The following is a 13,621-nucleotide window of genomic DNA, read 5'->3' on the forward strand; positions in this document are numbered from 1 at the left end:
GTGCAGAACAACGGCTCGGTGGTCGAAGCAACGTCATTGTCGGAAGTGCGGTCTCGGATCGCGCACAAGGTGGTCGGTCGTGAGCGGGAGACCGATCTCCTGCTCGCGGCGGTTGCTGCGGGCCGCGACCTGATGCTCGAGGGACCGCCGGGTACGTCCAAGTCGACGCTCCTCGGTGCCATCACCTCCGAATGGGACATCCCTCTGGTGTTCGTCGAGGGCAATGCGGACCTGACTCCGAGCCGTCTTGTGGGCCATCACAATCCGGCCCGAGTTCTCAAGGAGGACTACACGGCGAACAATTTCGTCGAAGGTCCGTTGATCGAGGCGATGCGCACCGGTGGCTTTCTCTACATAGAGGAGTTCAACCGGGCGCCCGAGGATACCCTGAACACGCTGCTCACCGCGATGGCTGAGCGCGTGATCACCGTGCCGCGGGTCGGCAGCGTCACGGCTCTGCCGACCTTTCGCATCGTGGCGTCGATGAACCCGTACGACAACATCGGCACGACCAGATTGTCGACGTCCGTGCATGACCGGATGTGCAGACTCGTCATCACCTACCAGGACGCGGCGGCCGAACGGGAAATCGTCACCCGCCGAACCGGAGTCATGTCGGCCCGGGTCGTCGCCGATGCCGTCGCGGTGACCAGGGCGACGCGCCAACGAGACGATATCCGCCAAGGCAGTAGCGTCCGGGGTGCGATCGATGTCGCGCTGATGGTGGCGCAGCTCGCTCAGATGCGCGGGGTGCAGTTGCCTGCCGCGGATTCGGTGGAGCCGCCGCGTGGATTGCCAGAGGAGTACACGGCGGTGGTGCTCGACGCCATGCTGGTGGCCCTGTCCGGCCGAATACACCTCGACGACACGGCATTCGAGACGCCCGAAGCGGTGTTGCACCAAATCTGGCAAGACCACTTCATCCTGCTGCCCGCCGCTGCCGAGCCCGGTTGAAGAGCAGTTCCGGCTGACGGTCCGCTGTCGAGGCCGGGGAAGGGCGCCGGTCACGATCGGGCGCACATGAAGCCGCTGCGGCGTAAACCCAAGCAGTTGGACGAAGAACCGGAACTGCTCAAGCCTGCGTCCGGTGGCAGCGGCGGGTTCACACTGATTCCCAAAGGAGGACCATCGGGTAAGCCGATGCAACTCCCGGGGTCATCGGCGCCGGGGGAGACCGACGATGAAGGTGATCTGACGGCCGCGGGTGGCACCCTTGTCGTCGACGAGGCCGGGCGCCGGCGCGCGCGGCAGATCGCGCGCAGACTCGCGCTCGCGCAACCGATGCGGCAACGTCGTGCGCGGCGCGCCAGTGCAGGCACCCTCACCACGATGCGCTGGCGCGGTGGGACCGACGAACTCGATCTCGACGCGACGCTGGAGGCGATCGCCGGTAATCCGGTGCCGACCGACGACGACATCCTCGTGCGAGAGCGAGTCCGCAACCGCCGATCCATCGTCCTCGTCGTCGACATCTCCGGCTCGACCAAGGGTGAGCAGGTACGGACCGCTGCTGCCACGGTCGGCGCCATGGTCGGCGAACTGGCGCGCGACGACGTTGCTGTGGTGGCCTTCTGGTCGGATGCAGCGCTATTGGTCCGGCTGGGAGAACGGGTCGGCCCCGAGACCGTGCTGGATCAGCTGCTGACCCTGCCGACGCAGGGACTGACCAACGTCGCGTTCGCGCTGGAGGTCGCGGCGCGTGAGCTGGCCGGCGTGCCACCCGCAGACGCGAGGGTGCTGCTTCTCAGCGACTGCGTGCACAACGCCGGGCCGGATCCCCGTGGGGTCGCGGCGCGGTTGCCGCGACTGGACGTGCTGCTCGACACCTCAGGCGAAAATGACCTGGACCTGGGCCGGGATCTGGGAATCGTCGGTCGCGGGCGTTGCCGGGTGATCCGGGATCACCACGATGTGGCGCCGGCCCTGACCTCCATCTTCGGCTGAGGGCTTCAAAAACCCCCGAAATCTCCACCACCGAAATCCCCACCACCGAAATCTCCACCGCCGAAGTCCCCGCCCTGGTCACCCCCGAAGTCACCGCCCTGGTCCCCGCCGCCGAAGTCTCCGCCCTGGTCACCACCGACGTCGCCGCCCGGGTCACCACCGGCGCCCAGACCGTCCTGATAGCCGTCGCCGTACCCGCTCTCGAAGGCCGTGCTGTCGTAACCGACGCCTGCCATCCCGCCGAACATCGCGCTGAACAGGAAGACCGATCCGACGCCCCAGGCACCGGCGACCAACGCGGGTTTCCACCAAGGCTCGGAGTACCAGCCGGCCGGCACGGGTCGTCCTGCGACACGGCCGCCGGGGTAGTAGTTCGGGGTCTTGTCGGACGGGTTCGGTGACGCGGACACCTGGCGGCCCTCGAACTCGATGTCGCGGTTCTCGGTGACCTCGCCGGACGACTTCTGTCCCTCGAGCGTCGCGATCCCGGGGCCAGGATCCATGTCCATCGCGAGTCGCGCAGCGCGAATGTAGTAAAGGCCCTCCAGCGCAGTTTGTTTGGCCAGCTGTGCCTGTTTCGGTGTGGAGGCCTGCTCGATCTGTGAACCGGCCGCGTTGAATCGCTCCGAGGCATCGGACAAAGCAGATTTGGCCGGTTCGTTGGAGCCGATCAGGGCGTATACCTGTCCGCCGAGTCGTTCTATGGATTGGCGGGCATCGGCTTTCGCGTCAGCCAGCACCGACTCTTCGTGGCGGCGGTTCGTGCCCTGGCCGCGGGCCAGCACGACGATTCCTACGACCACAGCGATGACGGCAAAGATCAGTAGCAGCTCCACGATCGGCACCTTTCGATTCGCACCCCCGGTGAAATCGGACATCTTCCACCCTACCTGGGCGCCGAGTACCTCGAACGGCATCATTGGGCAGGCCCCGGTGCTCTAGATTGGCGTCCATGTCTACAGCCGAGATCATCATCGCCGAGCAGCAGGCCACCGCCGCGCAGGCGCAAGACGTATTCGACAATGCTCCCGCCGTGGAGCCCGATTTCATGATCGGGACCTGGAAAGGAGCGGAGCTGCGGACCGGCCACCGGATGGACGGCATGCTCGGCGCAAGTGGTTGGTGGGGAAAGGCGTTCATCGATTCCGAGACCGTGCACCCGCTGTTGTTCCCGACTGCGGACGGTCGCGCATTGTGGGCACTCGATCCACGCCGGCTTCCCTTCGGCCTGCTGATGAAGGCACCGTTGGCGTCACTCGAGGGCCGTTCCCTGGCCGGTTTGGTCGCGGCCTCGCGACCTGTGATGGGCACCAGGAAGCCCAAAGCCCGGCTGCGCACCACTGAATACGGCGGCGTGGGATCGGCGACCATGGTCTACGACGCGCATCCGATCAACGACGTATTCCGCAGGATCGACGACGACACAGTGATCGGGTTGATGGACCTGCGTGGCGCGAACCCGTACTTCTTTTCGTTGCGCCGCGACGATTCGCTGCCCGTCCTCGCGCAGGGTCGCTAGTTTGTCCTGACCTTGCTCAGATCGGTGCGCAGGAGCATCACGTTGTAGCTGCCCCAACTCGAGGCGGTGAAGTAGAGGTCTTTGCCCGCAGAGGATGGATGTATGAAGGGCGCGTAGACCCCGGGCAGTTGCAGCGAGTTGTACAGGGTCGTGGGCGGCCCGAAGGGTCCTTCGGGCTTGTCTGCGGTCCGGATCACCGTACCGCCGCCGAGATCGCTTGTGCCGTACAGCACGATGTACTTGCCCAGGTACTCGTTCCATGAGGCCGACATCTCGCTGACCGGTGCTGCCAGAACGGGTTTGAGGTTACCCAGCTCCTGCTTCCAAGGATCGGCAGCATCGGTGGTGTAGTACTCGTACGCGGCGAGGTTGAGGAAACTCTCGGGCTTCACCCGGGCGAGGTGCGCACTACCGAAACGGCCGTTCGGGGTTCCGTACTGATAGATGTATGGGTCACCGGGTTTGCCCTTGGCGTAGGCATTCATCTGGAACTTGTCGTTGTCGGCTTGCACCTGCTGGATCGTCGGAACGGTCACGGGTGCGTTGACGCGGATCGTGTCGAGCTTGGTCTCCCACGTCTGCCCGTTGTCTCCCGACTCCGCGATCGCGGAGTAGTTGGTGTCCCAGCGTCCCGCGTCGCCCCACTTACGCACGGACATGAAGTTGATGTACTGCTTGTCGCCGATGGAGATGGCGGCGGTCGGGATCTTGGTGACCTCGACGAAGTCGAGGCCGATCGCTTCGATCAGCTGCCGGGCGAAGTTCGGCCGGTCGGCGGAGACAACCGACCCGGACGTGATGTTCCCGGGCTGCGCGTCGGGGACGGTGATGCCGTTCGCGAGGTCGTTGTCAGATGACCGCAGCAGGACGTTGAAACGCCATTCCTGGCCGGGTACATCGCAGTTGCCGAAGGTGTCGCCATAGGCCATCAGGGTCTGCCCCTGCGCGTTCTTCCAGCTGATGCCGAGGTCGGTGCCGGAGATCCCGAATCTGTCCAACGTGTTGTTCTCGCTGCGAGGGCCCGTGACCCAGGAGACGGTCTTGGTGGTGGCCCCGCTGAATCGGGGAAGCGGTCCCTGAGGTCCTCGGCCACTCTGCCCGCCGGGGCCGCCGGTGCTGCCGGTGCCGAATCCGGGCATCCCGCTCGAACCGCTCGTGCCCGGGTTTCCGCAGGGCGCAGCTGATGCCGGTGCTGCCAATGCGACGGTGCCCGCAGCCGCGAGAGCCAGCACTGTTGCCCCGATTGTTGCCGCCCGGAAGGCCCGCATGGATCCCCTAACCCCGAAAGAAGGCTGTTACGCCTGTGACTGATGTGACCAGTGTGACTGGGTAGTCAGTGTTCCAGAGGTGTCGGGGTTTCCCTGTCTCGCTTCTGCAACGATTGGGGCCGGTCAGCCGACGAGGGCGGCCGCGGTCCGCAAGTCCTCCACGAATGCGGCGAACGCCGCGTCCCGATCCTGGGGTGGGCCGCGCAGGATTGCAGAGGGATGGATTGTCGCCGTGACCTGTGGAGATACGGAGAGCGCAGGTAGATCGCCGTCAGTGGACAGATCGAAGACCTCGCCCCGGTGCGAGGTCAGACGGAATGTTCTCCCCAAGATGGTCTGGGCGGCGGTGGCACCGAGGCAGACCACGACGTCGGGCTGAACTGATTCGAGTTCGGCAATCAACCAGGGTCGGCAGGCGACGATCTCGGTGCGGCCTGGCTTCTTGTGGATTCGTTGCTTGCCGCGCTCGGACCGGGTGAACTTGAAGTGCTTCACCGCGTTGGTCACGTACGCACTCTCACGTGGGATGTCGGCTGCGGCGAGAGCCTTGTCGAACATCTTTCCTGCAGGGCCGACAAATGGCTTGCCTGCCCGGTCCTCCTGATCTCCGGGTTGCTCGCCGACGAACACGATGCGCGCCTTGCGGCTGCCGGCGCCGAACACGGTTTGCTCCGCGTCGAGATAGAGATCGCATCCGTGGCACTGCTGTGCCGCCTCCGCGAGGCGGGTCAGAACGTGGCTGTCAGGGACGTAGTCCTGGGCGCCTGGTGCTGCCATCGGGTACCTCTCGGTCGGGCGGTCGATCCGATGGTCGATCAAGTACCCGATAATCGGATGAGTAACCGACACGAAAGGCACGACGAGTGATCACACGGCCTGCGGAGTTGATCGACAGGATCGAACGGCTACGGAGTACGCGTGAGCGAGTGCTCATCGGCATCGTCGGCGAACCCGGTTCGGGGAAGAGCACCGTGTCCGGTGCCGTGGCCGATGAACTGGGGACCGACGCAGTGGTCGTTCCGATGGACGGCTTTCACCTGTCGAATGAAGAACTTGCACGACTCTGCAGATCTGATCGAAAAGGGGCGATCGATACTTTCGATGCGTTCGGGTACCTCCAGCTGATCAGGCGTCTTTGCGCGCGAGATGAACCGGTGGTGTACGCGCCCGACTATGTGCGCGGTGTCGAGGAGGCGATCGCGGGTTCAATCGCTGTGTCCGCCGATGTGCCGGTGGTGATCACGGAAGGCAACTACTTGCTCGACGAGGATGAGCCGTGGCCCGGGCTACGCGATCTGGTCGATGAGATCTGGTATGTCGAAGCGCCGCATCACCTTCGGCTGGAGCGTCTCGTGGAGCGTCATATCCGGTTCGGGATGTCCGAATCCGCGGCGTGGCGATGGGCCGAGGGGCCGGACGAGAGCAACGCTCAGCGAGTGCGGGCGCGCCGTGGGAACGCCGATCTGGTCATAGATGTGACCGCGTTCGCTGCCGGTGATCAGCGCTAGTCAGGTCCGAAGGCCCAGACCGCGTGTCAGGGTCGTCGCCGCAAAGTGCGCGGCACCGTCCCAATCCGTACGGTGCAAGCGGTGTCGCACGCCGGTGAACTGATCGGCCAGGCCAGTCATGGTGGCCCACAGCACGGTCAGGGCGTTTGTCATCTGGGGGCTTCCGGCGTCTGAGCGTTCTCTGAACATCCGCTCGAGCGAATTGTGCAGCAAGGCCAGAACGTCGTGAGCCGCCGAGGTCAAGGCCTCTGTGTGAACAGATGTCGTCTCGCCGTTCGTGTCGGCGAGCAAAGACCAGATGTTCAGTTCTCGGCCGTAGGTCCGGTATACATCGAGATACTCGGTGGCTACCAGGACGAAGAGGTCGACGGGGTCCTCAGTGGCGACGCATGCGGGCTCGATGGCCTTGTGCAGCAGTGTGAGCCGCTCCGCGTACAGCTCGGCGAAAAGGGCTTCTTTGGTTGCGAAATACGTGTAGATCGTGCCGAGGCTGATGCCGGCGCCCTTCGCGACGTCGCGCATCTGCAGTGCCGCGTACCCCTTGTCGGCGAGTAGTTCGGCACCGGCGGTGAGGATGTCGCGGCGTCGTGCGTCGCGGTCACCCCATTTGGTCGCCATCGGAACCCCGTTCTGGGTGCGTGATCGTGTAATCCGACGACAGTGGTTGCCCAAGATACTGTTTCAGTGTGGCGAGATCGAACGGCCAGAGGTCAACCGTCCCGTCGTCTTTGAAGTACCAACTCTCGCAACCGGTGTTCCAGACTGTCGGTTGTAGCGCATCCACCACGTCGGTGTTGAAGCGGCTCGTTGCGGTCTCGGACACCTCGACCGTCATCATTTCTCCGCGTGCGAATGCCGAGATCCACCGGACGATGTGGTCGCAGGTGAGTTCGGCTGCGGTCTGCAGGTGGATGCTGCCGACCGGGCTGTTGGGGCCGAGAATCGTGAAGAAGTTTGGAAAGCCGGGGATGCTCGTCATCGCAAAGGCATGCGGCCCGCTCTTCCACGCCTCGTCGATGGTGATGCCATCGCGTCCGGTAAGCTCCATCGGACGCATGTAATTGTGCGCTTGGAATCCGGTGGCGAGGACGACGACATCCAGGTCGTGATGGTTGCCGTCGGCGGTGACGATACCCGTCGCGTCGACGTGGTCGATGCGTTCGGTCACCACCTCGACGTTCGACTGCTGGACCGCGCGAAAATAGTTGCCGGACAGCACCTGCCGCTTGCACAGCGGCTGGTAGTCAGGCCGCAATCGTTCCCGCAGGTTCCGGTCGCGGATCAGGTACAGGCAGAGTCGGGCGTAGGCCTGCACGGCGCGCCTCTTGATACCCGGGTGGATCGTCAGGTCGGTGAACAAGGCGCTGGCGCGCACCGATGCCCGAAAGGATGCCTGCGCCAATGAGGGGCGACGGCGGAACAATCGGGTCATGAACTTCGGCTGGGGAAGCGTGGTCGGCGCCCACAGGACCCACTGCGGACTGCGTTGGAAAAGCGACAGCTTGTGCACGATGGGTTGCAGCGCGCCGGTGATCTGTACGCCTGTCGACCCGCCGCCGATGATGGCGACCCGCTTGTCCGTGGCGTCGAGGTCCCGATCCCAGCGTGCGGTGTGGACCACGGGGCCGGCGAAGTCGTCGAGGCCAGGGATGTCAGGACGGTTCGGATGATGCAGCACACCGGTTGCCGCGATCAGGAAGTCCGCGGTGAACTTCTCACCGGCAGCGGACTCGACGTGCCAGGCGTTGTCGACGAACTTGGCGGCGACGACCTCGGAGTCGAGTCGAATGTGGGGCCACAGATCATGATCGTCGGCGACATCGCGGTGATAGGCGAGGATGTCATCGCGCGCGGAGAAGATGTTGGGCCAGTCGGTCTTGTTCTGGAACGAGTACCGGTAGAGCAGCGAAGGGACATCGCAGGCGAGGCCGGGATAGCGGTTCCAGAACCACACGCCGCCGACGTCGGAGCCCTTTTCGAGGATGGTGAAATCGTCGATGCCGGCGGCCTTGAGTTTGGCGCCCATCGCCAGTCCGGACATGCCCGCGCCGATGACCAACACCCGCGGCTCAGCCACGCGAAAGCCTTGTGCCTCTTGTAACCCCCATTATGAACATTGTTCAAAATGTAGAGTGTCGACGCGTTCGAGTCAATGGCCGATGTCATGATCGCCGGGTCCCGACGACGTGCAAGTGTCGACTTTCGATACTGTCGTGATCGTGACTGTTGCGCCGTATGGATCGTGGACCTCGCCTATTGCAGCTGCCGACCTCGCCGCGAGCGGGCATCCCGTATCCGGTGCTCGTTTTGTCGGATCCGACGTCTGGTGGGCGGAAGCCCGGCCAACCGAGGGCGGGCGTACGGCGATTCGCAGGCGGGGTGACGACGGCGAACCCGTCGACGTGTTGCCCGCCCCGTACGACGCGCGGACCCGTGTGCACGAGTACGGCGGTGGGGCGTGGGCCGTCACCGCGGACGCGCGACTCGTCTACGCCGAATACTCCGATCAGCGTCTCTACCTCGTCGAGGAGGGTCGTCGAACCGCGTTGACCCCCGAGAGCAACTCGCAGGTTCGCTACGGAGACCTGTCGGTGCGCGACGACGAGGTTTGGTGTGTGCGCGAAAGCCACGACGGTGACGGGAAGATCATCCGGGACATCGTGACAATCGGACTGGACGGCGCCCCTGCCCGTTCGGTCGTGTCCGGGTCCGATTTCCTCGCCTACCCGCGGGTCTCGCCGGACGGTCGCAGGCTGGCGTGGATTGCCTGGAATCATCCGCAGATGCCCTGGGATGGAACAGAATTACGGGTCGCGTCGCTGGGGGCGGATGGTGTTGCGGGGGAGTGGCTCGTTCTTGCAGGGGGCACAGACGAATCCGTCCTCCAGCCGGAGTGGACTGGACCCGAACGGCTGCTCGCAACCAGTGACCGCAGCGGCTGGTGGAACCTGCACTCATTCGACGCCGCCGGTGGAACGTCGCAAGCTCTCGGCACGGTGGCGGCCGACATCGGTGCACCGCTGTGGCAGCTCGGTGCGGGTTGGTACCTGCAGGCCGGTGACGCGACGCTGCTGACCGTGCGGACAGTGGGAACCGACACCCTCGCCAGGCTCGACACGAACACAGGCGAATTCGACGATATGGACCTCGGCGATCACACCACCATCGCCTTGCTCGACATCGACGGACCACGGGTTCTGCTCAGGACCGCAGGTGCGCGGACCCCTGGCGGTATTCGTATCCTGGACCTGAGATCGGGCGAGCTCTCGGATGTGCGACTGTCACTCGACGACGTTCCGTCAGAGCAGTTTCTACCCATTGCGCAGCAGATCACGTTCGAGGGACCGAAGCGCGAGGTACATGCGGTCGTGTACCCGCCGCGCAACCCCGAACAAACCGGTCCGGACGGCGAGCTCCCCCCGTACATCGCGTTCGTCCACGGCGGCCCGACTGCGCACGTCGCACCTCGCCTCGATCCCGTGTACGCGTTCTTCACCTCGCGCGGTTACGGAGTGGTGGACGTCAACTACGGCGGGTCCAGTGGCTACGGCCGGGAATACCGCAATCGTCTGCGTGGTCAATGGGGAATCGTCGACGTCGAGGACACCGTGGCTGCCGTGCGAGGGCTTGCCGACCGTGGTTTGGCCGATCGTGCGCGGCTCGCCATCGAAGGTGGGTCAGCCGGCGGATGGACCGTCCTCGCGGCTCTGACGTCTTCCGACGTATTCGCATGCGGCGCCTCCTATTACGGAGTCGCCGAACTCGAGAAGTTCGTGGCCGAGACCCACGATTTCGAATCCCGGTACATCGACGGGCTCATAGGGCCGCTCCCTGAGGCCGCCGACCTCTACCGCAGCCGCGCCCCGCTGAACAACGTCGACGGGCTCAGTTGCCCCGTGCTGTTGCTACAGGGGCTCGACGACCCGATCGTCCCGCCTTCCCAGGCGGAACGATTTCGTGACGCACTGGTGGCGAAAGGAATTCCGCACCGCTACGTCGCCTATGAGGGCGAGTCCCATGGGTTCCGAAAGGTAGAGACCATCATCGACGCACGTGAATCGGAACTGGCCTTTTACCGCGAGAACCTGTAGCGCCGGGCTCCTGCGCCTAGTTGCCCTCGATCTTGAATCCGACGCGCTCGAAGTAGCGTTCGAATCCTTCGACGTGGTCGCCGAGGTGATGGATGAGTTTGGCGGTGTCGTGTTCATGCTGGGTCGTGACCAATCCGCGGATCTCCAGGGCCCACGGCAGCACCGCTCGGCCCCCGTCGGCGACGACGTAGTTGAACCGGTCGACGAGTGCGCCGCACCAGAAGAAGTCGGCGAAGCAGAGTTTGACCGTCTTGTCTGCGAACATCTTCGACCACTCGAAGATCCGGGCATGGCTCTGGTCGCCTTCATGCTCGAAATCGAGGCCCATGCCCCAGGCGACCGTGATGTTGAGATCGGGCTTGTAGGACGCGGTCGCGTAGTGACTGTTCACCTCGAGGCGATAGCCGCTTGCGCTCGGAGAACCGTCGAACCAGTTGTGGTAACTCGGTCCCTGGTGCTTGATCACGTGCCAGTCGTCGGGGCCGGAGCTCTGGATGATGCGACGGAATTCTTCGAGATTCAATGCGCGTCCTTTCGTTGGTCGAAGGATAGCCCGGTCGACCAACGATGTGGGCCGCTCTCACTGCTCCGCGAAGGACGTCCCCGGTCTACGCGCCGAGTTTGGAGACGCGGTCATCGAGCAGCGCGGCGATGGTCTCGAGTACCTCGTCGGCCGGTGGATCCGCGAGGTCGTGTGTGTCCCGGAGCTCACGTGCGGATGCGATCACCAGCGAGGACGGATCCTTCTCCACGTCGGTGCCGCTCTGGACGAATACTCTGCCGGTTTCGAGGACGAGATGTGGGTCGTCGAGTGGGCTGCCCAGCAGTTCCTTGACGTGTGAAGCCGTTACCATGGCGGACTCCTCCTGCGTTGGTCGTGTTCTCCCCTGTCGGCCGCCAAATACCCGGGGGGATGGTCGACGAAACGCGTCCCCCGACGTCACTGCTTCGAGCGTGTGGCCAACAGCTGGTGTCGAGTCACCGCGCCGACCGACAAGGTGCGGTACCCGTGGCGCTCGAATCGCACCGTCAACCGGTCGGTGCTCGTGTCGATGACCTCTCCGGTACCCCATTCCTCGTGCTCGACCTTCGCACCGAGGTCGAAGGGTCCTGCATTCGTCGGGCGTGTGTCGCTGCCGCTTCGACACCGATCGCAGTTGCCGCAGGCCGTGTCGGTCAGTTCTCCGAAGTATCCGAGGAGCAGTTGCCGACGGCAGTGTGCGGTTTCCGCGTACTCACGAAGCATCTCCACGCGGGTGCGATCGAACTCTTCGCCCTGCCGGGTGATGTCGATGGCGCGGTCGATCGATTCGTCGACGCTGACATCGCGTGCAACCAACCCTTCACGGGTCGAGTGGAGTACGTCGGCCCGCTCCAGCAGATTGATCGCATTGATGTAGGTCCGGCCGCGAACGCCGAGGTGTTTTCGCAGCGCGGTGAGCCGCTGAGGCGAGTCGTCGTGAAGTGCAGTCATGACCGATCGCAACATGTCGCGATCAGGGCGCTGGGTCGTGAACAGGCGAGCCAGCGCGAGGTCTTCGCTGCGGTAGAACAAGGTCGCTGTCGTCGGGTCACCATCGCGGCCCCCGCGCCCTATTTGCTGGTAGTACGTGTCGAGCGAGTCGGGTGCGGCTGCATGGACCACGTAGCGTACGTTCGGCTTGTCGACGCCCATCCCGAATGCTGACGTGGCCACCACCGCGTCCACTTCATCGGCAAGAAACGCATTGTGGACCTCATCGCGCGCGGATCTACGCAGTCCTGCATGATAACTCGCCGTTCGCAGCCCGTGCTGTGCCAGCGCGTCCGCATACGCGTGGGTGTCCTTACGGGTGGCCGCATACACCAGGCCTGGCCCGTTGAGTTCGAGAATGTGCTCCACAACCCTGCGCTGCCGATCCTGAGCGTCCACGACGTGTTCGAGAGACAGGCTGATCTCTGGTCGGTCGAACCCGCCGGCGACGACGTGAGCGTTCCGCAGCTCGAGTCGTTGGATGATCTCCTGGCGCACCGGGGGCGAGGCGGTAGCTGTCAAGGCAGCGATCGGCGGGTTGCCGAGTGCTCTTCGAACGCCTGCGAGGCGTAGGTATTCTGGACGGAAGTCGTGTCCCCACGCCGATATGCAGTGGGCTTCGTCGATCACCAGTAGCGCGACATTCAATTCGTCGAGTGCAGAGGCAATTTCGTCATCTGTCAACTGTTCCGGGGTGGCGAAGACGAACTGTGCGCCTCCGCTCCGGATGCGATCCCACGCCGCGGTCAGGTCGCGTTTGCGCTGCTGGGAATTGATCGCGACCGCGCCGATCCCGACATCCTCCAGAGCTTTGATCTGATCGTGCTGCAGTGCGATGAGCGGTGAGATGACAACAACAATGCCGTTCAGGTGGATACCGGGGACCTGATAGACGGCTGACTTCCCCGACCCCGTCGCCATGATCACCAGGGTGTCTTGCCCGCGCATGACTGCGCTCATCGCCTCGGATTGATAGGACGCGAGTGAAGGCCAACCGAATACGTCGGCCGCAGTGGCCTCCAACTCCGAAATAAGCTCTACCACAGCGTGTTCAGTGAGCGTTACCGAGCGGGAGTTCCGCGGTGGGCACAAGCGTGCCGTCGGCGTCGTTGTCAGTGTCCATAGTCGCCATCGAAGCCCTTCCCGCCGTTGCGTCGCGCCCGGCTCGATTTTCGAAATGCCCGACCGGCGAGTTTCCCAAACCATGCCGTCGGGCTGACCGGCGCGACGCGACGTCGTGGTGAGTTCGGGAGAGTGGAAGAACGAAAACGGGAAGCCCCGGCGGGGCCGGGGAGCAAGATCTTGGTGGAGCCGATGACGGGAATCGAACCCGCGTGTGCAGCTTGGGAAGCTGCCGTTCTGCCATTGAACTACATCGGCGTGCGGCCCGGAGGCTGCGAGAGCGATATTAACAGGCTGCCGGCGCACGACGTTTGTCGACGCCACCTTGGGCCTGTCATCTCGACCCTGGACGATTGTCAGACCTCGAATGTATGTTCTAAATATGACTTGGGTGGGGACCACAACGGAGTATGGGGTCGAGCTCCGCTGCGCTTCGTCTCCTATCGATGCTGAGGCGTCGGAGTTGTTGTCGCGGGTGCGGTCTGGGACTCGTGAGGTGAATCAGGCGTGGGCTGCGCGCCTGGAGGATGGTCTGGCGTACTACCGCTATGTGTCCTCGACTGAGGATGAGCATGGGACGCGGGCGGCGGCGTGTGAGATTGCGGTGGCGTGGCGGTGCACGACCGGGCAGGCTGATCATCTTCTTCGGTGCCGGC

The 13,621-nt window shown here is 64.2% G+C and carries 13 protein-coding genes and 1 tRNA gene; 5 read left to right on the top strand and 9 right to left on the bottom strand.

What is annotated here, in order from left to right; genetic code table 11:
• Positions 1–954, top strand: coding sequence for an AAA family ATPase (locus DFR67_RS27835; protein WP_425451354.1), 954 nt, complete (start codon positions 1–3; stop codon positions 952–954).
• A 66-nt stretch (positions 955–1,020) separates the two neighbouring features.
• A complete protein-coding gene (locus DFR67_RS27840; RefSeq protein ID WP_110472697.1) occupies positions 1,021–1,944 on the top strand; it encodes a vWA domain-containing protein in 924 nt (307 codons plus the stop codon).
• Between the two features lie 5 nt (positions 1,945–1,949).
• Here DFR67_RS27840 and DFR67_RS27845 read toward each other — a convergent pair whose 3' ends face one another.
• Complete coding sequence (locus tag DFR67_RS27845) at positions 1,950–2,780, bottom strand: DUF1542 domain-containing protein (RefSeq protein WP_110472720.1); 831 nt, start codon at positions 2,778–2,780, stop codon at positions 1,950–1,952.
• 116 nt (positions 2,781–2,896) lie between these two features.
• On the opposite strand from DFR67_RS27845, the gene DFR67_RS27850 reads away from it, so the two are divergent.
• On the top strand, positions 2,897–3,463 hold the full coding sequence (locus DFR67_RS27850) for a DUF4334 domain-containing protein (protein WP_110472698.1): 567 nt from the start codon (positions 2,897–2,899) through the stop codon (positions 3,461–3,463).
• Here the strand turns inward: DFR67_RS27850 and DFR67_RS27855 are convergent.
• Positions 3,460–4,731, bottom strand: a complete 1,272-nt coding sequence (locus DFR67_RS27855) for a glycoside hydrolase family 183 protein (protein WP_110472699.1) — start codon at positions 4,729–4,731, stop codon at positions 3,460–3,462. The genes DFR67_RS27850 and DFR67_RS27855 overlap by 4 nt on opposite strands.
• A 123-nt stretch (positions 4,732–4,854) precedes the next feature.
• Positions 4,855–5,535: a UdgX family uracil-DNA binding protein gene (locus DFR67_RS27860; RefSeq protein WP_281268387.1), complete on the bottom strand. Its 681-nt coding sequence runs from the start codon at positions 5,533–5,535 to the stop codon at positions 4,855–4,857.
• A 59-nt stretch (positions 5,536–5,594) separates the two neighbouring features.
• Between DFR67_RS27860 and DFR67_RS27865 the strand changes: the two genes are divergently transcribed.
• Complete coding sequence (locus DFR67_RS27865) at positions 5,595–6,239, top strand: nucleoside/nucleotide kinase family protein (RefSeq protein ID WP_110472700.1); 645 nt, start codon at positions 5,595–5,597, stop codon at positions 6,237–6,239.
• Here DFR67_RS27865 and DFR67_RS27870 read toward each other — a convergent pair whose 3' ends face one another.
• Both DFR67_RS27870 and DFR67_RS27875 read right to left on the bottom strand, forming a co-directional pair.
• Positions 6,240–6,857 (bottom strand): TetR/AcrR family transcriptional regulator, encoded by a 618-nt coding sequence (locus DFR67_RS27870; RefSeq protein ID WP_110472701.1) that lies wholly within the window; start codon positions 6,855–6,857, stop codon positions 6,240–6,242. It lies immediately after the preceding gene.
• Positions 6,838–8,316, bottom strand: a complete 1,479-nt coding sequence (locus tag DFR67_RS27875; RefSeq protein ID WP_281268385.1) for a flavin-containing monooxygenase — start codon at positions 8,314–8,316, stop codon at positions 6,838–6,840. The genes DFR67_RS27870 and DFR67_RS27875 overlap by 20 nt, the downstream gene beginning before the upstream one ends.
• Before the next feature lie 142 nt (positions 8,317–8,458).
• Here DFR67_RS27875 and DFR67_RS27880 point away from each other — a divergent pair, with 142 nt between their 5' ends.
• Positions 8,459–10,330, top strand: a complete 1,872-nt coding sequence (locus DFR67_RS27880) for a S9 family peptidase (protein WP_110472723.1) — start codon at positions 8,459–8,461, stop codon at positions 10,328–10,330.
• 16 nt (positions 10,331–10,346) lie between these two features.
• Here the strand turns inward: DFR67_RS27880 and DFR67_RS27885 are convergent, their stop codons facing one another.
• The 4 genes from DFR67_RS27885 to DFR67_RS27900 form a co-directional block, all read right to left on the bottom strand.
• Positions 10,347–10,853 carry a hypothetical protein gene (locus tag DFR67_RS27885; protein ID WP_110472702.1) on the bottom strand — a complete coding sequence of 169 codons (507 nt, stop codon included), beginning with the start codon at positions 10,851–10,853 and terminating at the stop codon, positions 10,347–10,349.
• Between the two features lie 85 nt (positions 10,854–10,938).
• The gene (locus tag DFR67_RS27890; protein WP_110472703.1) at positions 10,939–11,184 is read right to left on the bottom strand and encodes a hypothetical protein; all 246 of its coding nucleotides are present in this window, start codon (positions 11,182–11,184) and stop codon (positions 10,939–10,941) included.
• A gap of 86 nt (positions 11,185–11,270) precedes the next feature.
• A complete protein-coding gene (locus DFR67_RS27895; RefSeq protein ID WP_281268386.1) occupies positions 11,271–12,887 on the bottom strand; it encodes a RecQ family ATP-dependent DNA helicase in 1,617 nt (538 codons plus the stop codon).
• Positions 12,888–13,149: 262 nt separating this feature from the next.
• A tRNA-Gly gene (locus DFR67_RS27900) sits at positions 13,150–13,223 on the bottom strand.
• Positions 13,224–13,621 lie beyond the last annotated feature (398 nt).

Source organism: Williamsia limnetica (genome assembly GCF_003217475.1).
In the GTDB taxonomy this organism is placed as follows: Bacteria; Actinomycetota; Actinomycetes; order Mycobacteriales; family Mycobacteriaceae; genus Williamsia; species Williamsia limnetica.